Genomic DNA, 21,272 nt, shown 5'->3' with positions numbered 1-21,272 from the left:
AATCACCCGCATGCCCCGGCGGCAAACTTGCCAGCGCGGGGTCAAGCCTTTACATGAGGATGCAGCGCAAGTGACCACAGGACGCAGATGAACCCGCTTTCCCGATTGTTGCAGAGGGACCGCCCCGCGCGGCTTCCCTCGGAGGGTGATCTGTCCGATCCCGGCCAGCGGCGGCGGGCATTCTGGGCCTATCAATTCATGGACCACGCCATCCTGCGCCATGTCTGGAGCAACTTTGACCAGATCGCGCCGGGCGTGTACCGCTCGAACCAGCCGGGCCACTGGCGGCTGAAACGCTATCGCGCCATGGGTATCAAGACGGTCCTCTACCTGCGCGCCTCATCCGAGAAATGGGCCTTCCATTTCGAACGTGAAAGCCTTGATGCCCTCGGCATGACCATGATCAGCGCCCCGCTGCATTCGCGCAGCGCCCCCACGCGCGAAGCCGTGCAGACCCTGATCGCGGCCTTCCGCAGCATCGACAAACCCTTCCTGATGCATTGCAAATCGGGGGCCGACCGCGCCGGGCTGGCCAGCGCCATCTATCTCATGGTGATCGAGGGCAAGGATCTGCACGCCGCGCGCAAGATGCTGTCGCTGCGCTATATCCACCTGCGCTTTACCAAGACCGGCGTGCTGGACCTGATGCTGGACCACTACGCCGCGCGCAACGCCGCAAGCCCCATCGGATTCGAGGACTGGATCGACCGCGAATATGATGCAGCGGCCCTGCAAGCGGCCTTCGACGCCAGCCGCGCCTGACCCCCTGTTGCAGCCGCCCGGCGCAGCCCATATCCTGAAGGTGAATGCCGGGCCCTGCCCCAACAGACTGGACCATCTTCCATGACACGACGCATCTACCGTCTGACCGGCCCTGACGCCCGCCACTTCCTGCAAGGGCTGACGACGAATGACATCTCGGGCATCGACCGCGGACTGGTCTACACCGCCATGCTGACACCGCAGGGCAAATACATCGCGGATTTCTTCCTGACGGCGCAGGGCGATGCCATCCTGCTGGATGTGGATGACAGCATCGGCCCTGCGCTGGTGCAGCGCCTGACGATGTATAAACTCCGCTCCAATGTGCAGATCACCGAGACCGACCTCAAGCTCGCGCGCGGCACCGGCCCGGCACCGACAGGCGCCCTGCCCGATCCGCGCCATCCCGATCTTGGCTGGCGGCTCTATGACGATCAGGGCGGCGATGACGGCACCGATTGGGACGCCATCCGCGTGGCGCATTGCATCCCTGAAACCGGGATCGAACTGACACCGGACACCTATATCCTCGAGGCCGGTTTCGAGCGCCTGCACGGCGTCGATTTCCGCAAGGGCTGCTATGTCGGGCAGGAAGTGACCGCCCGGATGAAGCACAAGACCGAACTGCGCAAGGGGCTCGTGCGGGTGGCCATAACAGGGGACGCCGCGCCGGGAGCCGAGATCACGGCCGGTGGCAAAGCGGCCGGGACGCTCCATACCCGGTCGGGCGGCTTCGCCATCGCCTATCTGCGGCTGGACCGCGCCACAGGCCCGATGCAGGCGGGCGCGGCCCAAGTGACGCTGGCCGACGGCTAAGCCCCGTCCAGACAGGCACAGCTTTGCAACAAATGCATGACGCCACGTCATTCACCTGACGACCGCCCAAAAGAAAACCGCCCCGGCTTGGGGCGGTTTGTCATTCCGATCAACCGATCACGCCTCAGGCGCGTTCGACATATTCCATCAGTTCTGTGTTCACGATGACGCTTTCATCCGGCCCCACGAAGGGCGGCACAAGGATACGCACGCCATTGTCCAGGATCGCGGGCTTGAAGCTGTTGGCCGCCGTCTGGCCCTTCACGACCGGCTCTGTCTCGACAACCTTGCAGGTGACTTTCTGCGGCAGCGTCGCGTTCAGCGCCTCCTGGTCATAATATTCGATATGCACCATCATCCCGTCCTGCAGGAAGGGGCGGCGCTCTCCCAGAATGTCCACGGGCAGTTCGATCTGCTCGTAAGTCTCTGAATCCATGAACACAAGCATACCGTCCTGCTCATACAGGAACTGCTGGTCCTTTTGGTCCAGACGCACCCGCTCGACCTTGTCGGCACTGCGGAAGCGCTCGTTCAGCTTCGATCCGTTACGCAGGTTGCGCATCTCGACCTGCGCGAAGGCACCGCCCTTGCCGGGCTTCACATGATCGACCTTCACAGCAGCCCAGAGACCGCCGTTATGCTCCAGCACATTGCCGGGGCGGATTTCGTTTCCGTTGATTTTGGGCATGAGTAAACCTGATCAAAAGGTTGATGATAAGTTGGCGGCACCTATATATGGCCGACACCCGCGTGGCAAGCAGACGAAATAGTGGCCCCTCGCACACAAGGCATGCAGCCAACGCATGACAGCCATGTTTTAACGGCCTATCCGAATCGGATCCGATCCGTCATAAGGAGCGCCACGCCAAAAACGCAAGAGCAATAACAAAGGACGAATCATGAAGGATTTCGTTGACGGCACAGCCTTCAATAATGAGCAGGGCAATCGTGCACGTAAACTGTTTGCAGCCGTTGTACTGGCCGCACTGGATGACGCGATTGCAGATGACAAGAAATACGGCAACGGCCCCGAGCAGATTGCACGGTGGGCACGCTCCCGCGATGGGCGCGAGGTTCTGTCCTGCGCCGGCATCGACCCGAACGAGCGTGTCGTCAGCGGCCTGATGGAATTCGTGGCCAAGGGTGTGCGCACCTCAGTCGCGCTGTCGCGCGAGGAAAGCGAGCGTCGCAACGCCGCACAGCAGGCCGAAGCCGCCTGATCTTTCGGCCCCGCCATCGGGCGGGTGCCAAAACGACAAATGCGCCCCAAGCGGGCGCATTTTTCGTTTCAGGTCATGTCAGAGTGTCTGCCAGGCAACGACGCGGAATGACCGCGACGCCTCACTCCAGCTCGTGGCTGGTCAAGGCGCGGTGGATTTCGCGGCGCACCAGTTTGCGGACGTTGCGGGTAATCCGCTCGCCCAATGCACCCTGCAACTCCTGACGCACGATCTCGGCCACCAGTTCGCGCAACATGTGCTCGTCCAGCAGGGCCTCGTCTTCGCGCAGGAACAGGTCTCGGTCGTCCAGATCGTCCACCGCGGCGGCCTGCCCCGGATCGGCAGCCCCGGCCGCGTCACCGCGCATCATCCCGTCACGGGTCGAGGCAAAGACAAAGCCGCTGTCCCGCGCCTCATCCTGCGGCGCGTCCACCTCCGGCATGGCGACCGCCTGCACATCATCCGCGAGATGCACATCATCCGCATCTGTCAGAGCGTCACTGTCGATGGCATCAGTCCCCTGCGGCACGTCATCATGATGGTCCTCCCAAGGCAATGCCTCGGTCACGGTGTCGCCCAAGACATAGGGCGCACCACCCAGATCTTCCGTATCCTCTGTAGCGGGGATCTCCGGCGCGGAGTCTGACATCGCCGCATCTGCCACGGCATCCCGGATCTCTTCCACCCATGCCGCGGCCTGTGCCGCCTCATCGCTGACGGCACTGTCTTGCGCGCCTTCGTCTACCGGGTCTTGCGGATTGTCCAGCGTCAGGGGATCGGCCTCTGCCACAGACGGCTCCGCAGCCACCTCCTCAGCGCCGGTCACACGCAGCGCAGGCGTCAGGACCAGTCGCCCCGCCATGGGTTCAGCAGCGGATTCCGCCTCCTCGGCCTCGTCATTCTCGCGCTGATCGGGACGCCATGCCAAAGGCTGCACCCGTGCATCTTCAGATACAAGACGCCGGATAGAGGACAGGACGTCCTCGATTGCCACATTGGTCACAGGATCGTTCATGTCGATTTACCACTCTCGCCTCGAAAGGAAGTGTATCCTCTGACAGGCATCCACACAACAGATAGAGTGTATTTTACTCTCTTCCCAATGACTTCAATACCTGATCCAGCTGACGCCCCTGCCGACTGATCGAACTGGGGGCGGACTGCACCTGATTGTAATACGAGCTTGGGTCATAGATCTGCACCTGCAACCGCAGGTTCTGTGCCGTCAACTGCCCCATCGACGCCAGCAGCGCATAAGAGGCGACATACTGGTTCGAGGCCGCCGTGATCCGGTTAGCCTGCGCATCCAGCAATTCCTGCTCGGCGTTCAGCACATCCAGCGTGGTCCGCGCGCCCAGCGTGGCTTCCTCGCGCACCCCTTCAAAGGCGGTGCGGGCGGCGCGAATCTGGCGGTCGCTGGCTTCGATCGCCGCGCGTGCCACATCGACACGGGCAAAAGCCGTGCTGACATTCTGGGCAATCCGCTGCGTTGTCTCGAACAGCGCCGAGCGCGCGGCGGTGCCACGGTTGATCGCCTGCCGCTCCAGCGCCGAGTTCCGGCCACCCTGATAGATCGGGCCGGTCACACCGATGCCGACACTGCCGCCGCGGTTGTAATCGCTGCTGTCCAGGCTTTCGGTCAGGCCATAGCGCGACTGCAGCCGCACCTGTGGAATCGCCGCAGACTTCGCGATCAGAACCCGCAGGTCCGAAACGGTCACCTCGTGCTGGGCGCGCAGAATATCCGGGTGACTGCGCATCGCAGCCGCCTGCGCCGCCGCAAGCGATGCCGGACGCGCCGGCAGCGCCGGTGGCACGGCCAGCGCATTGGCATCACGGCCCACGGCAAAACGATAGAAGGCCCGCGCCTCGGCCAGATCGCCTTCTGCCTGCGCCAGAAGCGCATTGGCCCCGGCCAGACGCGCCTCGGCCAGCGCCACATCGGTGCGCGTGACCTCGCCCACCTCGAAACGGTCCTGCGCCGCACGCAATTCCTGCGTGATCACGCGCACGTTGTTGCGCCGCAGCGCCACGATCTCGGTATTCGAGCGCACATCCATGAAGGCCTGCACGGCCTGCAACAGGATGTTCTGCTCCACCCCGATCAGGGCCTGTCGCGTCGCCAGCACGGACTCCTTGGCAATGTCCACGCCCATGCGCGACCGGCCACCATCGAACAGCAGGATGTCCGCCGACAGCCCCAGCGACCCGCTGGTATCGTCGGTGCTGCGAATCCCTGTCAGCGACGACCGCGCATCGCTATCGCTATAGGTCACATCCGCCGACCAGCCGATGATCGGGCGCAGCGCCGACAGGGCAACGCCCACATCCTCATCCGCCGCCCGCAGCAAGGCCCGGTTCTGTTCCAGCAGACCTGAATTGTTGTAGGCCCCCGCCAGCGCATCGGCCAGCGTATCTGCCAGCGCCGCCGCAGGGGCACCCAGGACCAGCAGACCGGCAATCATGCCCGCCACAAAGCGCGAACCCCGCGCCTGTTTGGGGGTCCCGCCCGCCGTCTTGCCTGTGCTCTTGATCCTGCTCATCGCTCTGTCCCGCTTTGTCTGCAATTCGAATTGCTATTCTCTACGTCCCAGCGCGCTCATTCCGTCACAGACTGAACGCCATCCGTCTTTCAAAACCGGCCAGCACGGGGGCGCTGGCATTGAAGGCAAAGCGCCAGCTGATCCCGCCATCCAGCTTATAGCCGATGCGGACCACACCCAGCGCACCCTCCATGAACAGACAGGCGATCCGCCCGCCCTCTTTCAATTGTTCCAGCAACCCGGTCGGCAGATCCGCCACGGCACCCTGAATCATGATCGCGTCATAGGGTCCGTGCTGGGGCGCGCCCTCATGCAACGGGCCCTGATGCAGGATCACATTGTCGGCCCCCTCGCGGGACAGGATCGCCTGCGCCTCATCCGCCAGATCAGCGTCGCTCTCGACACCGACCACCGCCTCGGCCAGACGCGCGATCACCGCCGCCGAATAGCCAAGCCCGCAACCGATATCCAGAACCAGCTCGTTGCGCTGCACGTCCAGCGCATCCAGCATCTTGGCCAGCGTGCGTGGCTCCAGCATCAGCCGGCCCCGTCCCAGGTCAAGGTTCTCGCCCACATAAGCCGCCTCACGCAGGCTGGCAGGCACGAATTCCTCACGCGGGATCGACAGCATTGCCTCGATGATCGGAAATTTCGTCACATCCGAGGGGCGGATCTGCGTATCCACCATCGTGGTGCGGCGCGCGGCATAGTCGGTCATCAGCTAAACTCTTCTGTTCAGTCTCTTGCCAGTCTTTTGTCACATCAGCGTAGGCTGGGCAACGGGAATGCGGCAGCCTGTCCGATCTGCCGCAGCCCCGTTGCATCTTCACCCAACCAGAGGTCTTGCAGCGCACCGCGTTATCCGTTACGAGCAGGCGCATCTCGGCGGCGGGTTGGCGGAGAGGTTACGCAGCGGATTGCAAATCCGTGTAGACCGGTTCGATTCCGGTACCCGCCTCCAGAAACATCCCTTTTCCCCATGATGTTCGGGCCGCAAGCCCCCTCGCGCATCTGGCACAAGGCCACAGGTCTGCGCACGGGACGGGCCATGATGTCTTGCCGAAACTGTGGCAACGCAGCAGGGCCGCAACAATCCTGCCACATATCGAAAAAGGCGCGCGTGATCCCGCCTAAACATTTTTTCGACTTGTTCGTTTGGCCTATATTGGTTGAGCTGGCCCTCGGAGTGGCGCTACTCATACAGACTCGAGGGAATATTCGCGCGCATGGGCACAACTGTGGATATCAGCCTGCTTGTCGGGGTCGCGGCGGCCTTGACGCTGATCTCGCTTATCCTGCTGATCTATCTGTGGCGCACGACACCCGCACAATTCCGGCGCCGGACGCTGCTTTACGGCACCAGCACGCTATGCCTGCTGGCGGCGGTTCTGGGCGTGCTGCTCAGCGGCACCGATACATTCGTGCTCAGCGCCACGCTGATCGTGGGCGGGGCGCATTTCGGGATTCTCTCGGCCTATCTGGCCTTCCGGCAGGATGCGCGCAAGGCGCTGGACTGGCGGATTCTCGTGCTGATTTCCGCGGGGCTCTGTCTGGCGCAGACCGTGCTGGCCCTCGCCACCCATGACATCGCCCTGCTGATGATCAGCTCTTCGCTGGTGAACATCGCCTTCTGCATCTTTGCCGTCTGGGATCTCATGCGGCTGGCCCATGCAAGGCTGCGTCTGCTGGCCTTTCTGGCCTCCCTGCCCTTCGTGCTGATCGGGCTGTGCTACCTGCTGCGACTGGTACTCGTGACGATCGTGCAGGATGGCGCGCTGGCGATGATGAGCACGGCCGTGATCGCCTTCATGCTGGGCGTCTCCTCGATGCACTGGGGCTTTGTCCTGATCCTCGATCGCGACGCATGGCTGATCGGGCAACTCAAACAGGCCCGGCGCATGACGGAAACCCTGTCGCAGCAACGCACCCGCGCATTCGCGCAGATCAACCACGAGATCCGCACCCCGCTGAACGGAATTCTGGGCCTGTCCGAACTGCTCAAGCCGCACCTGCCCAAGGGCGAGGGGGCAGAACTGCTGAAAGAATTGCAAAGCTCGGGCAACCTGCTGCTTTCGATCGTCAACGAGGTGCTCGATTTCTCCAAGGCCGAGGCCGGCCATGTCCAGCTTGAGGCAATGCCCCTCGACATCAGCGACGTGCTGCGCGCGGCCACCACGCAATATCGCCGCATCGCCCGCAGCAAGGATGTCGGGCTGGACCTGCATATCTCGCCCGATCCCTTTCCGGCCGTCATCGGTGATCCCACCCGGCTGAACCAGATCTTCCACAACCTGCTCAGCAATGCGCTGAAATTCACCCATTCCGGCAAGATCGAGGTCAGTTTGACCCATCTGCCGCAAGAAGGGGTCGAGATCACGATCAGCGACAGCGGAATCGGCATGACCGACGAACAGGTCGCCTCGCTCTTCGTGCCGTTCCAGCAAGCCTCGGTCGAGACGACGCGCCATTACGGCGGCACGGGTCTGGGGATGAGCATCGTGCGGATGCTGGTCGATGCGATGCAGGGCGAGATCCGCGTCAGCAGCCAGCCGGGTCAGGGTACCGCCATCACCCTGATCCTCCCCCTCCCCGAGACACGGCTGGAACAGGACAAGGATCTGCCCGCCGCGCCTGTCGATCTGCCCGGCCGTGACGCACGTTTGGCAATCCTCTGTGTGGATGACGATCCGATCAATCGCATGGTGCTGGAAGCCCTGCTCAAATCCTTCGGCGTGCAACCCGTCCTGGCCGAGGACGGGCCCGAGGCGATCCGCATCGCAGGCACCCAGCCATTCGATGCCTATCTGGTCGATATCTCGATGCCCGGCATGGACGGGATCGAAACACTCCGGGGTCTGCGCCAGACCGAGCGCGCCGACGCGCACCCCCGCCCGCTCGCCATCGCGACCACGGCCAATGTGATGGAACAGGACGTCCGTTCCTATGCCACGCTGGGGTTCGACGGCTACCTGTCCAAACCCATCCTGCGTCACGATCTGGAAAAGATCCTGCTCACGATCCTGCAACCCGCCGCATAGCGACCGCGATCAAGCGGCAAGACCGCCCGTCAGTCCGCTCCCACGAACCGCGCCAGCTTGCCCAGCGTCTGCAAACCCAGTTCGACCGCGCCGAACCCCTTGGCCTGCTTGAACTCCGCCTGCGTGCTGAACACCATGGCCAGAAGCACCTCGGTTTCCCCGTCGCGCTCGGTGAACCGCGCCCAGGCATCCGCATGTTTCGGCCCGTCCTCGCCCCAATGCAGCGCATAGCTGATCCACTCTTCGGGACGCACCGCGCCATAGATGTGATGGTTCGGATAAACCGTCCCATCCGGGCCTATCATGTCAAAGACCCAAGCCCCGCCCGCGCGCAGGTCGATCCGTTTGGTCCGACAGGAAAACCCCTCCGGCCCCCACCACAGCGGCAGCGTCTCGGGGTTCATCCACGCCCCCCAGACCAGCTTGCGCGGTGCCTTGATCACGCGGCGCAGCAGCATCGTCCGCGCGGCCACCCCGGCCAGATTGTCCAGCCCGGCATCGAAACCCTGCCGGTAGCCGTCGGCCATATCCTCTGCCAGGGACGCAAGCTGCACGGTCACGTTGATCCGGCTGCCCTCTCCCGCCGCGCTGATCTCGGCCGTCACCAGCGCCGCCGATTGCGTCACGCCCTCGCACAGGATCACTTCCGAATTCACGCTCAGATGCGGCGCGGCGACTTCCAGCCAGCCAATCTCACAGCGGATGTCGGGCTGCCCAGCCACCTTGCACAGCGACACCTCGCGCCCGCCCACCCGCGTGTCGGCCTCAAGGAATTCCACGCGGACCGAGGGCGCCGGGGCCGCCCAGATCGCGCGGGCCGCAGGCGCGCTCCATGCCTGCCAAAGCGTCGCCGCAGGCACTGCCACCTCGCGCGCAAAGGTCAGCGTCGCAAAGCGCCCGCTCATGCCATCAGCCCTTTGGCATAGGCGTCCAACTGCGTGGCGACCGTGCCCCAGCCATCGAAAAAGCCCATATCCTCGTGGGATTTGCGGCTGTCGGGATGGCGATGCCGCGCAATCGCTGTGTAAAGTGTGCCACCACCCGGCGCATCCGCCAGCAGCAGGATCGCGGTCATGAACGGATCGGGCGCGGGCTTCCAGCCTTCGGTATAGGCATCGGTAAAGACCAGCTTTTCCTGCGGCACCACCTCCAGATAGACGCCGCGGTTGTCCATCACATGGCCGTCCACATCGAATGTCGTGTTGAACCGCCCACCGACGCGCAGGTCGATATCCACTGCCGTCACCTTGTGCGGCGCAGGAATGAAGAAATGCGGGATATGCGCGGGCATGGTCCAGCACGCCCAGATCAGATGGCGCGGGGCCGCCAGCGTCCGGGTAAAACTCAGGTCGGTCTCGGGGTCCAGTGTCAGCTCCGGCGTCATGTCTCGCCCTCCTTCACAAGTTGCATCACATAGGCGTCCAGCCGGTCCAGCCGCGCCTCCCAGATGGCACGCTGCGCGTCCAGCCATGTGCGCATCGGCACCAAAGCCTCGGGCACGATAGCGCAGGTCCGCACGCGCCCGTCCTTGGCCGTGGCGATCAGCCCCGCCTCCTCCAGAACGGCCAGATGCCGCATCACGGTCGGCAACCGCAGCCCGGTGGGTTCCGCCAAGGCCGAAACCGGCGCAGGCCCCTCCGCCAGACGCGTCAGGATCGCCCGGCGTGTCGGGTCCGCCAGCGCGTGGAACAAGAGTGAGAGGTCAGGATCATGCTTAGCCATGTGACTAACTATGACGCAATCCGCGCCGCGCGCAACAGATACTTTGTCAATCGGCTAAGTTTTGCCACCGCCCCTCACGGCAAGGGCGACACCCCGATCACCACCGGGTGCAATGCCAGAGCTACAAGATAAAGGGCAATCCCCGCCGCGCCGCGCCAGATCACAGACCGCTCCCACACCGGCCCGGGCCGCAGCCCCGCCCGCAACGCCGCCCATTGCCCGCCCATCTCGCGCTGACGACGCCGGTCGATCAACCGCTGCCCCAACAGGGCAAAGCCCGCAAAGACCCCGAACAGGATCACATGCGCCAGATCCCCATTCGGCACCAGATGCGCCCCCGCCCAGATCGCCAGCGCCACCAGCAGCGGATGCCGCATCCAGCCGACAATCCCGGCCCGCGCCGGATCGAACCGCCCGTTCTCCGCCCCGCCAAAGGAAAACGGGTTGGGTCGCCTGATGGCCAAGGCAATGATCAGGCAGACCGGCAGCATCGCCACCAGCGGCACATAGGCCTGCCACGGCGCCCAGCCCCACAGCGGCACATGGGGCGCCCGCCCCGCCGCCCCGATCAGCCAGACCAGCACCGCCAGAGACAGCACCGAATAGGCCAGCGTGAATCCCTGCGGCCCCAACCGCGCCACCAGCCACGGCTTCACCGGCGGGCGCACCGGCACGGCATGCGACAGCAGAAAGACGGCAAAGGCCGCGCCATACTCGCCCCAGCCCATCGCTCAACCCCGCGCCAGAGGCCGCAGATGCAGCCCGCCATAGATCACCGCGAACAGGCCGAACGCGCCCAGCCACCCGGCCCCGGCCAGCATGTGCAAGGCACCCGCCTGCCCCGGCACCAGCCCCGCCGCCAGCCGCGCCAGAACGGACAGGATCATCAAGGCATAGATCGCCTGCGTCCCGCGCCCTGCCGTCAGCACCTGCCCGGAATGGCCCAGCGTGGCCCGCGTCATAACCGCCAGCGTCATCACCCCGACCGCCCCCGCCATCCACAGATGCTGCGCCGCTGCCAGCCCCACCACACCCGGCCACAGCAGCGCCGCGCCCAGCCCCAGCGCCCCCAGCGGCACGAAAGCATACCCCGCATGCAGCACCCAGACCAAAGGCTCGGCCCCGGTCCTGTCCCCCGCCCAGCGCGCCATCCGCAGCAGATGCACCAGCCCCGCGACGCTCAGCGCCACACCGGTGATCCGCGCCGCAGGCCAAAGCACCCACAGGATCAGCGCCCCCAACAGCACCAGCAGGGCCAGCTTGTCGAACCGCTGCATCGGCGGCGCAGGCAGACGCCCCGCCCCGCGCTTGACCAGCCAGTTGCGCGTAAAGGACGGCACCACCCGCCCGCCGATCACCCCGATCATCATGATCGCCGCCCCCAGCGCAATCCGCAGACCCATACCCTGCGCCGGCATCCCGCCCTGCGCCGCCTCCCAGTGAAACACCGCATTGCCCAGCGTGAACACCGTCAGCATCGCCAGCACGATCAGATTGCGCCAGTTCCGCCCCGCGATGATCTCGCGCGCCAGCACCAGAGCCAGCGCCACCGGAAAGGCCAGATCGGCCAGCGCCACCAGCAGCGGCGACACCCCCTCCGAGACACTGACAGCCAGCCGCCCCAGCAGCCACAACACCGCCAGCCCGCCCAGCGGCCAGCCCACGATGGGCAGACGCCCTGTCCAGTTGGGCACCGCCGTCAAAAGAAACCCGGCAATGACCGCCCCCAGATAGCCGAATAGAAAGGCATGCGCATGCCAGCTCACCGGATCAAATGCCGTGGGCAGGGCCAGATGCCCGCTCAGCATCGGAATCCACAGCCCCATCGCCAGCACCGCCCAAAGCCCGGCTCCAAAGAAAAAGGGCCGGAACCCATAGGTCAGCAGGGCAGGCCCCTGCCAGGCGCGCATCTGTGCCGCTGTGGTCGTCATGGGATCGGGCCTTTCTGTCAAAGGGCGCGTCCTGCACCCGGCCTTGGTGAATTGGTATTTGATTTACGCAATAAACCCGGCTAATACGCATTGCAATTACCAAATCAGCGGAGCGACCATGCGCCTCACCTCCTTCACCGATTTCGGTCTGCGCGCCTTGATGCGGATGGCCAGCGCGCCGGATCGCGCCTTCTCGACGGCGGATCTGGCGAGGGAATTCGGCGTCTCGCGCAACCATCTGGCCAAGGTCATGTCCACCCTGGCGGCCGCCGGTCTCCTGATCACAAGGCGCGGCGGCGGTGGCGGCGCGATGCTGGCCCGCCCGGCCGATACCATCCGCCTTGGCGATGTGGTGGCCCTCCTCGAAGCCGATCAGGCGCTTGTCGAATGTTTCGCGGCAAGCGGCGGCGCCTGCACCCTGACCCCACACTGCCGCCTCAAATCCCGCCTCTCCCGCGCCGAGGCCGCCTTCATCGCGGACCTCAACACCAGCACCCTGGCCGATTGCGCCTATCACCCTGCGTGATCCCCGCAGGGTTGCCGCACAGCGCCTTGCCCCGGCCCGCCCTTCGGTCTTTAACGGGCGGCACAGCGACAGGCGCGCGACTCAACAGGCCGCGCGGGAACGGGCCAAGGGGGCAGCACAGTGCTATTCTTCACCATCTGGCCCCTCTTTGCCCTGATCTGCCTGGGCTATGTCCTTGTCCGGCGCGGCTTTCCCGATCCGGGCTTCTGGCCCGCCGCCGAACGGATCAACTATTTCCTGCTCTTCCCCGCCCTCCTGCTCGGCAGTCTGGCCGATGCGCCCGTCCGCGACCCGCAGGTGTTGCGCCTGGGTGGGGCGGCCGTCGTCATCATCCTGATCGCGGCACTGGCCCTTTCCTTGACAAGACGCGCCCGTCCCGCCCCCGCCGCCCGCTTCGGCCCGGTGCTCCAAGGCACCGTGCGCTTCAACACCTATCTGGGGCTGGCCATCCTCGCGACACTGTCAGGCCCCGCCGGCATCGAACGGGCCGCACTTTACCTGGCCATCGCCGTGCCCTTGGTCAACGTCCTGTCGATCATGGCCCTGACCGAGGCAGGACAGGCCCGCACCCCCCTTTCAATGCTGCGCACCATGGCGCGCAACCCGCTGATCCTCGCCTGTCTGGGCGGCATCGCAATGGCGCTCACCGGATGGGGCCTGCCCTTCGGCACAGGGCGCTTCCTTGACCTTGTGGCCCAAGCCAGCCTGCCGCTCGGCCTGCTCTGCGTGGGCGCCGCGCTGCAACCCGCCGCCCTGCGCCGCGACGGCCTGACCCTTGCCACGACCGCAGGCCTGCGCCTGCTGCTCATGCCCCTGCTCGCCGCGCTCATCGCCCGTGCCTTCGGCCTGACCGGGACCGAGGCGCTGGTCCTCATAGTTTTCTCAGCCATTCCCACCGCCCCCACCTCCTATGTGCTGACCCGCCAGTTGAACGGCGACGGCACCCTGATGGCCGGAATCGTCACCTCGCAGACCCTTGCCGCCATCGCCACCATTCCGCTGGTCCTGTGGATCTTCGGCACCTGACCGGCGCGGCGGAACCGAAACGACCGCCCGCGTGTTGGTAACCGCCCCGAAAAGGATGGACCCCGATGACCCCTGACAGCCTGATGGATGCGCTGCGCGACACCGACATGATGCTGCCCCTCCTGTGCAGCCTGATCGCGGGCGCCCTGATCGGCGTCGAGCGCGAGTTTCAGGGCAAGCCCGCCGGGCTGCGCACCCATACGCTGCTCTGCTTTGCAGCGGCCCTGATGACCCTGCTGGGCCTGCGCATGGCGGAATGGACCTCGGCCCTGTCCGCCGACACGCAGGTGATCTCGGATCTGGCCCGGATGCCCCATGCCATCCTGACCGGCATCGGCTTTCTGGGCGCCGGCGTCATCTTCCGCGAGGGGGCCTCGGTCCACGGCCTGACCACGGCGGCCTCGCTCTGGCTGACCGCAGCCCTCGGGATCGTCTTCGGCACCGGCCTGCTGGAACTGGGCACCATAGGCACGGCGGCGGCCCTGATCGTGCTGATCCTCCTGCGGATCCTGCAACGCATCTCCCTGCGCCACCCGGCCGTGCGCCTCGAAGTGACCGTACCCGCCGACAGCAGCTATGACGCGGCTGGCCTTGAATCCGCTCTGGCGGCGCTGAACCTGAAGGCCGGGCCGATCTCGCAGCGGCAGGACCGCACCACCGGGCTGCGACACTTCATGCTCAAAGCCTCCTCCCTGCGCGCCACCCTCGACGGCGCCGCACTGGCCAGAGCCTTGCAGACCGATCCCCAGATCGCCGCCTTCGCAATCACCCCGCTCGAGAACGAGGCTCTGGGCGGCGGCTGACCCCCGGCTAGCCCACCTCCGGCCCTTCACTCAGGATGGCCAGAACCCGCGCCTCCCGCGGCAGATCAAGCCCCGCCAACAGCGCCGCCAGTCCCGCCGCACCGGACGGGGTGCTGTCCAGACCATGCTCGGCCAGCGCCGCCACGCCGCCCAGAGACTCGGCCTCGGTGATCGTCACGAACCGATCCGCATCCCGCGCCAGCCCGTGCAGGGCGATCATCGACGGCGTCTTGCAATCCAGCCGCCCCATGCAGGACGCAGGCCCGGCCGTCTCCACCACCCGCCCCGCGCGGATACTCTCGATCAAGGCAGGCGCCGCCGCAGGCTCGACCACGATGATGCAGGGATCATCCCCCCAGACGCGCCGCGCATGGGCGGCCACCGCCGCCGCCAATCCGCCGACCCCCGCCTGCAACAGGATGTGACTTGGGGCGGCGTCGATCTGATCCGCAGCTTCCGCCGCCAGTTGCAGATACCCCTCCATCACCAACAGCGGCAACGCGGTGTAACCCGGCCATGTGCTGTCCGACAGCAGCGTCCAACCCTCCGCACGCGCAGCGGCGTCGGCCGCCACCATGCTGGCCTCATAGGTGTCGCCCTCGCGCCGCACCTCGGCCCCCTTGGCCGCCAGCCGCGCCGCAAAACTGTCCGGCACGGTCCGCGCCAGATAGATCACCGCCCGCGCCCCGAACAACCGCGCCCCCGCCGCGACGGACAGCCCATGATTGCCCGCACTGGCCGTGACATAGACCCGGCCCGACAACGCCGCCGCCCAATCCCCCTGCTGCACCGCCGCCGCCTCGCGCGCGATGGCATGGGCCGCGCCCAGCGCCTTGAAGCTGCCCAGACCCATCCGGCCGCGCTCATCCTTGACCCAAAGCCGCGCCACGCCAGCCCGCGCCGCCAGATCCGGCAGATCGCGCAGCGGTGTGGCCTGATGCGCCGGGCATTGCGCCAGCAGCGCCGTCACAGCGGCCGCATCGTCACAGGGCATCTCCAGATCGGCCCCCAAACCCCGCCCCCGCCAGGGGTTGTCCAAGATCTGCACCATCGGCTGTCCTTTCCTCATGTCACGCGCAGCCTAGGCGCGGATCACCCGGAATTCGAGAGGGTTAAACAGCCACAGACCGCCGCCAATCCGCCACGATCCCCTCGGCCCGCGCCGGATCAAGCGGCATCATCCGCATCAGCCGCGTCACATCCAGCTCCACCAGCGGCAGCGCGCTGTCCGGCGCGGGCCGCCAGGCAAAGCCCACCCCCGCCGCCTGCAACAGATCCGCCATCGCGACAGCCCCCGGCAAAGCGATGTTCAGACATTCGGGCACATCCAGCCCCGCAGCCGCCGCCCGCACCAGCCCCGCCATCACATCCGCAAAGGCGCGCGGCCCGATATAGGACCGTCGCGGCCCCTGCCCATCGGCGAACCGATCCAGCACAACAGGCCCGGCCTCCGACCGGCCCAACAGCGCATCCGCCCCTGCGACATTGCCGATCCGCAACACCGTCACCGGCACGTCGGAAACGCGCGACCGATCCAGCGCCGCCTCCTCCATCGCGTACTTGGCCATGGCATAGGGCGTCACCGGCCAAAGCGGATCATCCTCGGCCAGACCGGCTCCGCCCAGCCCGTAAACCGCCGCACTCGATGACAGAAACACCCGCCGCGCGCCGTGATCCGCCCCCAGACGCAGCGCCGCCAGTGCCAGATCCGTATGAGCCCGAAGTGCCGCCGCATCTCCCGCAACCGCTCCGGCCACAGACAAAACCACATCAACCCGCCCCAAAGCAGCCCGCTCGGTCACAGGATCGAACCGCATCTCATCAGGACCGGCCACGGGACGACGCACCTGCCAGACCGGCGCAAGCCCCGCGCCCCAGTGCCGCCGCAGCATCCTGCCCAGCCGCCCGCTGGCCCCCAGCACCAACACCCGCACGGGACCGCTTTGCTCTGCCATGAACGCCGCCCACCCGGCCTATCGGTTCAGCAGCACGCGGTGAAACCGCCGCAACAGCAACAGACCCAGCACCATCGGTGCCATCACGCACAGCGCGACATATCCCAGCGAGATATAGGTGGGCCGATACAGCGGATAGAACCCCTCCCGCATCAGCCCGGTCAGATGCATCAGCGGATTGTACCAGATGATATCCTGCGCAAAGGCGGGCATATCCTCATACAGGAAAATCACCCCCGAGATCAGGAACAAGGGCTGCGTCAGAATACGCCACAACTGGTTCCACACGGGAAATCGCATGAAAAGATAGCAGTTCAGGCACCCGACCCCCAGCCCAAGCCCCGCCGCAAGCCCCATCGCCAGAAGGATCGCCCCCCAGTCAGGCACCAGCCTGAGCGAGTCGTAGATCACGATCCCCCACAGGATCAGCACCGTCACCACGACCACCACCAGATAGTTCAGCAGGAAACGAGCCGCGATGGCATCGACCCATGTGACGCGCGGATAGCGCAACAGCGGCGCGGAAAAGGTCAGCGCATTGCCCACCTGCCCGCCCAGCACGGTAAAGACCTGAAGGATCATGAACCCCGTCGCCTTGAACAACAGGAACGAGGTGCCAAGCGACGGCGCATTCGCCAGAAGCTCGAAAGCCATGCCAAGGACGATGATCATCCCCAAAGGCTCGGCCACCGCCCAGACATAGCCCCCCGGCGTGCGCCCGTAGCGGGTGGACATCTCACGCAGCATCAACGCCACGACAACGCGGAACGCCTCTCCCCGTGGCGGGGCGGAACGCGGTTCAGGGGGCACGGGCACAGGGTCACTCGTAACGGACATCCCTTCTCTATTGCCCAACTCCGGTCACGGCGCAATGAGGTCTTGGGCTTAGCGGCATTAGTTGATACATCCAACGCAGTAGAGTTTGCCAGTTTGCCCCAGTTTCAGGGATCGCCATGAACCAGACCACCCCGGCGCCAGCGGACACCGCCACAGCGGCCCTTGTCTCGACGCCCGTCGCAGGTCCGGCGCGGTTGCGCCACAGGCACCGTGGCCTCATCCTCAGCATTATCATCCTGATCCTGCTGCCCCTGCTGCTGACCGCCCTTTATCTGTTCGGTCTGGCCCGCGATCAATATGCCTCGGTGACCGGCTTCACGATCCGTCAGGAAGAAACCGGCTCTGCCAGCGACCTCATGGGCGGTCTGGCGCAGGTCTTCGCCGGCAGCGCGCCGGGCCATGCCGATCTTCTCTTCGAATATGTCCAGAGTCAGGAGATCGTCGAACGGATCGAGGCGCGCTTCGGCCTGCTGGCCCATTATGCCGCGGACTGGCCCGCCGATCCGCTCTACACGCTCTGGCCCGGTGCCACGATCGAGGATCTGGTCTGGTTCTGGGGCCGCATGGTCAAGCTGACCTATGACAAATCCTCCGGCCTGATGCTGGTCGAAGTGCGCGCCCGCGACCCCGAAAGCGCGCAGGAGATCGCGCGGCTGATCGTGGCCGAGAGCGAAGAGATGATCAACCGCCTGAACGAAACCGCCCGGCGCGACACCACCCGCAACGCCGAGGCCGATCTTCAGGCCGCCCTCACCCGCCTGCGCGCCGCGCGCGAGGCCGTGGCCGAATTCCGTGTCCGCACCCGGATCGTCGATCCGCAGGCCGACATTCAGGGCCGCATGGGGGTGCTCAATACCCTGCAACAGCAATTGGCCGAGGCGCTGATCGACAACGACCTGCTGCTGCAAACCTCAGATGCGCAAGACCCGCGCGTGCGTCAGGCCCAGCGCCTGATCGACGTGGTCCGCAACCGCATCGACGAAGAGCGCCGCATCTTCGCGGAACAGAACGTCACCGTGGACCAGACCGACTATCCCCGCCTGATCGCCCAATATGAAGGGTTGCTCGTCGATCAGGGCTTCGCCGAGACGACCTATCAGGCCGCCTTGATGGCGCTGGACGCCGCACGCTCCAACGCCTCGCGCCAAAGCCTCTATCTGGCCAGCTTCATCCAGCCCACCCTCGCCCAGCGCGCGGCCTATCCCGAACGTTTCATCCTCATCGGGATCACCGCCTTCTTCCTGATCCTGTTCTGGTCCGTGCTGGCGCTGGTCTACTACAGCCTGCGCGACCGGGGCTGACCGGGACAACGGACGCCGCGGATGATCAGGTTCGACAATATCTCGAAAGGTTTCTGGATCAGGGGCGATTACCGCCCGGTGATCCGCAACCTGAACCTGACCCTGCCTTCGGGCAAATCGCTGGCCCTGCTGGGGCGCAACGGCGCGGGCAAGTCCACCTTGCTCAGCATCGTCGCGGGCACCATGCGCCCCGACACCGGCCAGATCATCAGCGATGGCTCGATCAGCTTCACCGTGGGCTTCGCGGGCAGCTTCCACGGCGACATGACCGGCGCGCAGAACACCCGCTTCGTCGCCCGCGTCTATGGCGTGGACACCGACGAACTCACCGCCTTTGTCGAGGATTTTGCCGAGATCGGCGAACATTTCAACATGCCCGTGCGCACCTATTCCGCCGGCATGAAATCCCGCCTCGCCTTCGGCATCTCGATGGGGATCAAGTTCGACACCTATCTGATCGACGAGGCGACCGCGACCGGCGACGCCCGCTTCCGCCGCAAAAGCAGCGAGGTGTTCCGCACCCGCATGGCCCAGTCCAGCGCCATCATGGTCAGCCATTCCATGGCCGATATCCGCAACTTCTGCGATGCGGGCCTTGTCCTGCACGATGGCGGGATCGAGGTTTTCGATGATGTCGAGGATGCGATCAAACGGCACGAAGCCCTGATGCGCTGAACGCCCTCAGACCCGCCCAAGGATCACCGCCACCCACAGCGACAGCCTCCCCAGCATCCCCCGCCGGACCAACCCAAGCCGGCGCAACAGGATCACCCGGCCGATCAACCCGGACCGCCGCAAATTCTCGAACCCGGCCAGGACCTCGCGGTTTTCCGGCGTCAGCCTGTGGGCCGAGGCCCGCAACGCCCTCAGATTGATCGCATTCCACCGCCGGAACCGGCCCCGCATCAGCCATCCCAACCGCCGCCAGCCCGCAGCCCAACCCAGATTCGCCCCGATCCGGTTGCCCGCATGCTGCCGATACAGAACCTGCGGCACCGGATCGAACACCACCACACCGCCCACGCCCGACACGATCTGATAGGCCCACCAGTCATGCATGACCACGCGCCCCGCCTCTTGCGCCGCCGCGCGCAGCAAACCCGCCGCCGCCGCGTTGCAGATCATCGTGTTGCCCCCGGCAAAACTCTGCACCAGCGCATGCCGGAACGACGGGGGCCGCGTGGGACGCGCCGACAACCGCCGCCGCCCCAGATCGCTGTCGCACACGTAACTGCGCGCGCCCACCAGAACCGGCACATCCCCCGGATGCGCCGCCAATGCGCGCAGCCCATGCGCCACCTTCCCGGGCAGCCAGACGTCATCCTGATCCGAAAACAGCACCGGCCCCGCATCCTCGGGCAAGGCGCGCAACAGATGCAGGAAGTTCTGCGCCGCCCCCCGGCCCGGCCCGGTCATCACCTGCACCGCAATCGCCGGATGCGCCGCCGCGAACCGCGCCAGAATCTCCAGCGTGCCATCGGACGAGCCGTCATCGCTCACCATCAGCCGCCTAATCGGCACCGTCTGCACCAGATAGCTGTCCAACTGCGCCTGCAAGCTGCCAGCCCCGTTCAGCGTCGCCAGCAGCACCGTCGGACCGGGCCCGGATGGAGCCCCGACCATCACGCCTGCAAGATCGCCCGCGTCCCGCATGTCACTGCAACACCATCACTTGTCACCCAAAACTCCCCGACCTCTAGCGCATCACATCGACGTCAAACAGGGGGCAAAGCGCAAATCACGCTCTGGCGCGATGCCGCGACGGCTGCTAAACCCAAGGCGTTGGTTAATGAGTGGCATGTTCTTCGCCACAAGACTCGGTGGCAAAAGACATGAAGCTGATTTCCCAGATCTACAACGTGCTGCTCTATCCGATGGCGCGCGTGATCGTCGGGGCACAATCCGAATATCAGCGCTTCAGATCCCTCGGCAAGACGCCGAAAATCCATTGCGAATCCCCCTATGCCGGACAGCCGATCCTGCTGCTCGCGCTCTATCAGAAGGGCCAGCTGCGCCCCGATCTGATCCGCCTGCTGCAAGCGGCCAAGGCGCAGGGCCTCTATGTGCTGGCGGTCAACACCCTCAAGCTCAAGGACCCCGGCGCTGTCGAAGGGCTGATCGACTGCTATATCGAACGCCCCAATTTCGGCCGCGACTTCGGCAGCTACAAGACCGGCTTCCTGCACCTCTTCGCCCGGCGGTGGGAGGCGACCTGCCCCCGCCTCCTGATGCTGAACGACAGCGTGTTCTATGCCACGCGCGGGCTGGACCAGTTCCTCACCGACCTCATCACCTCCGAGACCGAGGTGCTGGGCGCGACCGAGAATTTCGAGATCGAGTATCACCTCGGCTCCTTCACCATCGCCATGGCCGGCTCCGTGCTGCAAGCCCCCCGCTTCCGCAAGTACTGGCGCCGCTACCGCCTCACCGATGTGCGCCCGACCGTCATCCGGCGCGGCGAGATGAGACTGTCCAAAACCCTCAAACGCTGCGTCTCACGCTCTGCCGAATTCCGCGCCCTCTACAGCTCCGACCGCTTCCTGAACGCGATCAAGGACAGCCCGGACCTGCAAGATGTGATGATCAAGGATGCCCGCACAGGTGCCAACACACCCGCCCCCCGATTTGGCGCGGAATCCGTAAGCAAGCTGTTGGTCGGCCGCTTCATAGGGCTCTGTTGCACAAATCCTGTGAGGGATTCATCTCGTGAATCCAGCGTGGTAGCTGGGATGCATGAGCAGACACATACCCCCGACCTACAAGACCAGGAACTGGCCAGCCTACAATGAAGC

23 protein-coding genes and 1 tRNA gene are annotated in these 21,272 nt (G+C 65.4%); 11 read left to right on the top strand and 13 right to left on the bottom strand.

Going from position 1 to position 21,272, the window contains the following annotated elements; all coding sequences use genetic code 11:
- Positions 1–87: 87 nt before the first annotated feature.
- Positions 88–762 (top strand): fused DSP-PTPase phosphatase/NAD kinase-like protein, encoded by a 675-nt coding sequence (locus PVW27_RS12845; protein ID WP_274558303.1) that lies wholly within the window; start codon positions 88–90, stop codon positions 760–762.
- An 81-nt stretch (positions 763–843) separates the two neighbouring features.
- Positions 844–1,578 (top strand): CAF17-like 4Fe-4S cluster assembly/insertion protein YgfZ, encoded by a 735-nt coding sequence (ygfZ, locus tag PVW27_RS12840; protein WP_274558302.1) that lies wholly within the window; start codon positions 844–846, stop codon positions 1,576–1,578.
- Positions 1,579–1,702: 124 nt separating this feature from the next.
- On the opposite strand, the gene efp is transcribed toward ygfZ, so the two are convergent.
- A complete protein-coding gene (gene efp, locus PVW27_RS12835) occupies positions 1,703–2,266 on the bottom strand; it encodes an elongation factor P (protein WP_274558300.1) in 564 nt (187 codons plus the stop codon).
- 211 nt (positions 2,267–2,477) lie between these two features.
- On the opposite strand from efp, the gene PVW27_RS12830 reads away from it, so the two are divergent.
- Positions 2,478–2,798: a DUF6280 family protein gene (locus tag PVW27_RS12830; protein ID WP_274558297.1), complete on the top strand. Its 321-nt coding sequence runs from the start codon at positions 2,478–2,480 to the stop codon at positions 2,796–2,798.
- A gap of 121 nt (positions 2,799–2,919) precedes the next feature.
- Here PVW27_RS12830 and PVW27_RS12825 read toward each other — a convergent pair whose 3' ends face one another.
- The 3 genes from PVW27_RS12825 to PVW27_RS12815 all read right to left on the bottom strand — a co-directional run bounded on the left by PVW27_RS12825 (position 2,920) and on the right by PVW27_RS12815 (position 6,059).
- Positions 2,920–3,813 carry a hypothetical protein gene (locus tag PVW27_RS12825; RefSeq protein WP_274558296.1) on the bottom strand — a complete coding sequence of 298 codons (894 nt, stop codon included), beginning with the start codon at positions 3,811–3,813 and terminating at the stop codon, positions 2,920–2,922.
- Between the two features lie 73 nt (positions 3,814–3,886).
- A complete protein-coding gene (locus PVW27_RS12820; protein ID WP_274558294.1) occupies positions 3,887–5,341 on the bottom strand; it encodes a TolC family outer membrane protein in 1,455 nt (484 codons plus the stop codon).
- A gap of 64 nt (positions 5,342–5,405) precedes the next feature.
- The gene (locus tag PVW27_RS12815) at positions 5,406–6,059 is read right to left on the bottom strand and encodes a protein-L-isoaspartate O-methyltransferase family protein (protein ID WP_274558292.1); all 654 of its coding nucleotides are present in this window, start codon (positions 6,057–6,059) and stop codon (positions 5,406–5,408) included.
- A gap of 169 nt (positions 6,060–6,228) precedes the next feature.
- On the opposite strand from PVW27_RS12815, the gene PVW27_RS12810 reads away from it, so the two are divergent.
- A tRNA-Cys gene (locus PVW27_RS12810) sits at positions 6,229–6,302 on the top strand.
- A 265-nt stretch (positions 6,303–6,567) separates the two neighbouring features.
- A complete protein-coding gene (locus PVW27_RS12805) occupies positions 6,568–8,379 on the top strand; it encodes an ATP-binding protein (RefSeq protein WP_274558290.1) in 1,812 nt (603 codons plus the stop codon).
- A 29-nt stretch (positions 8,380–8,408) separates the two neighbouring features.
- Here PVW27_RS12805 and PVW27_RS12800 read toward each other — a convergent pair whose 3' ends face one another.
- The 5 genes from PVW27_RS12800 to PVW27_RS12780 all read right to left on the bottom strand — a co-directional run bounded on the left by PVW27_RS12800 (position 8,409) and on the right by PVW27_RS12780 (position 12,032).
- Positions 8,409–9,284, bottom strand: coding sequence for an SRPBCC domain-containing protein (locus PVW27_RS12800; RefSeq protein ID WP_274558288.1), 876 nt, complete (start codon positions 9,282–9,284; stop codon positions 8,409–8,411).
- Positions 9,281–9,751, bottom strand: coding sequence for an SRPBCC family protein (locus tag PVW27_RS12795; protein ID WP_432762080.1), 471 nt, complete (start codon positions 9,749–9,751; stop codon positions 9,281–9,283). The genes PVW27_RS12800 and PVW27_RS12795 overlap by 4 nt, the downstream gene beginning before the upstream one ends.
- Before the next feature lie 8 nt (positions 9,752–9,759).
- Complete coding sequence (locus tag PVW27_RS12790) at positions 9,760–10,101, bottom strand: ArsR/SmtB family transcription factor (RefSeq protein ID WP_274558285.1); 342 nt, start codon at positions 10,099–10,101, stop codon at positions 9,760–9,762.
- Between the two features lie 74 nt (positions 10,102–10,175).
- On the bottom strand, positions 10,176–10,829 hold the full coding sequence (locus PVW27_RS12785; RefSeq protein ID WP_274558283.1) for an NnrU family protein: 654 nt from the start codon (positions 10,827–10,829) through the stop codon (positions 10,176–10,178).
- A 3-nt stretch (positions 10,830–10,832) separates the two neighbouring features.
- Complete coding sequence (locus PVW27_RS12780) at positions 10,833–12,032, bottom strand: NnrS family protein (protein WP_274558281.1); 1,200 nt, start codon at positions 12,030–12,032, stop codon at positions 10,833–10,835.
- 118 nt (positions 12,033–12,150) lie between these two features.
- Between PVW27_RS12780 and PVW27_RS12775 the strand changes: the two genes are divergently transcribed.
- The 3 genes from PVW27_RS12775 to PVW27_RS12765 all read left to right on the top strand — a co-directional run bounded on the left by PVW27_RS12775 (position 12,151) and on the right by PVW27_RS12765 (position 14,387).
- Entirely contained in the window at positions 12,151–12,558 is a 408-nt protein-coding gene (locus PVW27_RS12775) for an Rrf2 family transcriptional regulator (protein WP_274558280.1), read from the top strand.
- Positions 12,559–12,678: 120 nt separating this feature from the next.
- Positions 12,679–13,584: an AEC family transporter gene (locus PVW27_RS12770; protein ID WP_274558278.1), complete on the top strand. Its 906-nt coding sequence runs from the start codon at positions 12,679–12,681 to the stop codon at positions 13,582–13,584.
- A gap of 65 nt (positions 13,585–13,649) precedes the next feature.
- Positions 13,650–14,387, top strand: a complete 738-nt coding sequence (locus PVW27_RS12765; RefSeq protein WP_274558276.1) for an MgtC/SapB family protein — start codon at positions 13,650–13,652, stop codon at positions 14,385–14,387.
- Positions 14,388–14,394: 7 nt separating this feature from the next.
- Here the strand turns inward: PVW27_RS12765 and PVW27_RS12760 are convergent, their stop codons facing one another.
- From PVW27_RS12760 to PVW27_RS12750, 3 genes are all read right to left on the bottom strand, one after another.
- Positions 14,395–15,438 (bottom strand): pyridoxal-phosphate dependent enzyme, encoded by a 1,044-nt coding sequence (locus PVW27_RS12760; protein WP_274558274.1) that lies wholly within the window; start codon positions 15,436–15,438, stop codon positions 14,395–14,397.
- 61 nt (positions 15,439–15,499) lie between these two features.
- Entirely contained in the window at positions 15,500–16,342 is an 843-nt protein-coding gene (locus PVW27_RS12755) for an NAD-dependent epimerase/dehydratase family protein (RefSeq protein ID WP_274558273.1), read from the bottom strand.
- 18 nt (positions 16,343–16,360) lie between these two features.
- Entirely contained in the window at positions 16,361–17,179 is an 819-nt protein-coding gene (locus tag PVW27_RS12750) for an ABC transporter permease (protein WP_274558271.1), read from the bottom strand.
- 116 nt (positions 17,180–17,295) lie between these two features.
- Between PVW27_RS12750 and PVW27_RS12745 the strand changes: the two genes are divergently transcribed.
- Together PVW27_RS12745 and PVW27_RS12740 are read left to right on the top strand one after the other, a co-directional pair.
- Complete coding sequence (locus PVW27_RS12745; RefSeq protein WP_274558269.1) at positions 17,296–18,480, top strand: sugar transporter; 1,185 nt, start codon at positions 17,296–17,298, stop codon at positions 18,478–18,480.
- A gap of 21 nt (positions 18,481–18,501) precedes the next feature.
- Positions 18,502–19,155, top strand: a complete 654-nt coding sequence (locus tag PVW27_RS12740; RefSeq protein WP_274558268.1) for an ABC transporter ATP-binding protein — start codon at positions 18,502–18,504, stop codon at positions 19,153–19,155.
- Positions 19,156–19,161: 6 nt separating this feature from the next.
- On the opposite strand, the gene PVW27_RS12735 is transcribed toward PVW27_RS12740, so the two are convergent.
- Entirely contained in the window at positions 19,162–20,133 is a 972-nt protein-coding gene (locus PVW27_RS12735) for a glycosyltransferase (RefSeq protein ID WP_274558266.1), read from the bottom strand.
- Between the two features lie 179 nt (positions 20,134–20,312).
- On the opposite strand from PVW27_RS12735, the gene PVW27_RS12730 reads away from it, so the two are divergent.
- Positions 20,313–21,269 carry a hypothetical protein gene (locus PVW27_RS12730; RefSeq protein ID WP_274558264.1) on the top strand — a complete coding sequence of 319 codons (957 nt, stop codon included), beginning with the start codon at positions 20,313–20,315 and terminating at the stop codon, positions 21,267–21,269.
- Positions 21,270–21,272: the final 3 nt, after the last annotated feature.

This window comes from Seohaeicola sp. 4SK31 (genome assembly GCF_028802875.1).
Lineage (GTDB): Bacteria > Pseudomonadota > Alphaproteobacteria > Rhodobacterales > Rhodobacteraceae > Seohaeicola.
Note: the sequence above shows the minus strand (reverse complement) of the source record. Positions and strands in the feature narration are given on the sequence as shown.

Excerpts from the sequence above, each read along its gene's own strand:
- PVW27_RS12785 (WP_274558283.1), bottom strand. The coding sequence starts at position 10,829 with ATGGGCTGGGGCGAGTATGGCGCGGCCTTTGCCGTCTTTCTGCTGTCG.
- PVW27_RS12815 (WP_274558292.1), bottom strand. The coding sequence starts at position 6,059 with ATGACCGACTATGCCGCGCGCCGCACCACGATGGTGGATACGCAGATC.
- ygfZ (WP_274558302.1), top strand. The coding sequence starts at position 844 with ATGACACGACGCATCTACCGTCTGACCGGCCCTGACGCCCGCCACTTC.
- PVW27_RS12730 (WP_274558264.1), top strand. The coding sequence starts at position 20,313 with ATGAAGCTGATTTCCCAGATCTACAACGTGCTGCTCTATCCGATGGCG.
- PVW27_RS12775 (WP_274558280.1), top strand. The coding sequence starts at position 12,151 with ATGCGCCTCACCTCCTTCACCGATTTCGGTCTGCGCGCCTTGATGCGG.
- PVW27_RS12760 (WP_274558274.1), bottom strand. The coding sequence starts at position 15,438 with ATGGTGCAGATCTTGGACAACCCCTGGCGGGGGCGGGGTTTGGGGGCC.
- PVW27_RS12780 (WP_274558281.1), bottom strand. The coding sequence starts at position 12,032 with ATGACGACCACAGCGGCACAGATGCGCGCCTGGCAGGGGCCTGCCCTG.
- PVW27_RS12735 (WP_274558266.1), bottom strand. The coding sequence starts at position 20,133 with ATGCGGGACGCGGGCGATCTTGCAGGCGTGATGGTCGGGGCTCCATCC.
- PVW27_RS12820 (WP_274558294.1), bottom strand. The coding sequence starts at position 5,341 with ATGAGCAGGATCAAGAGCACAGGCAAGACGGCGGGCGGGACCCCCAAA.
- PVW27_RS12800 (WP_274558288.1), bottom strand. The coding sequence starts at position 9,284 with ATGAGCGGGCGCTTTGCGACGCTGACCTTTGCGCGCGAGGTGGCAGTG.
- PVW27_RS12750 (WP_274558271.1), bottom strand. The coding sequence starts at position 17,179 with ATGTCCGTTACGAGTGACCCTGTGCCCGTGCCCCCTGAACCGCGTTCC.
- PVW27_RS12740 (WP_274558268.1), top strand. The coding sequence starts at position 18,502 with ATGATCAGGTTCGACAATATCTCGAAAGGTTTCTGGATCAGGGGCGAT.
- PVW27_RS12805 (WP_274558290.1), top strand. The coding sequence starts at position 6,568 with ATGGGCACAACTGTGGATATCAGCCTGCTTGTCGGGGTCGCGGCGGCC.
- PVW27_RS12745 (WP_274558269.1), top strand. The coding sequence starts at position 17,296 with ATGAACCAGACCACCCCGGCGCCAGCGGACACCGCCACAGCGGCCCTT.
- PVW27_RS12755 (WP_274558273.1), bottom strand. The coding sequence starts at position 16,342 with ATGGCAGAGCAAAGCGGTCCCGTGCGGGTGTTGGTGCTGGGGGCCAGC.
- PVW27_RS12845 (WP_274558303.1), top strand. The coding sequence starts at position 88 with ATGAACCCGCTTTCCCGATTGTTGCAGAGGGACCGCCCCGCGCGGCTT.
- PVW27_RS12830 (WP_274558297.1), top strand. The coding sequence starts at position 2,478 with ATGAAGGATTTCGTTGACGGCACAGCCTTCAATAATGAGCAGGGCAAT.
- efp (WP_274558300.1), bottom strand. The coding sequence starts at position 2,266 with ATGCCCAAAATCAACGGAAACGAAATCCGCCCCGGCAATGTGCTGGAG.
- PVW27_RS12765 (WP_274558276.1), top strand. The coding sequence starts at position 13,650 with ATGACCCCTGACAGCCTGATGGATGCGCTGCGCGACACCGACATGATG.
- PVW27_RS12825 (WP_274558296.1), bottom strand. The coding sequence starts at position 3,813 with ATGAACGATCCTGTGACCAATGTGGCAATCGAGGACGTCCTGTCCTCT.
- PVW27_RS12790 (WP_274558285.1), bottom strand. The coding sequence starts at position 10,101 with ATGGCTAAGCATGATCCTGACCTCTCACTCTTGTTCCACGCGCTGGCG.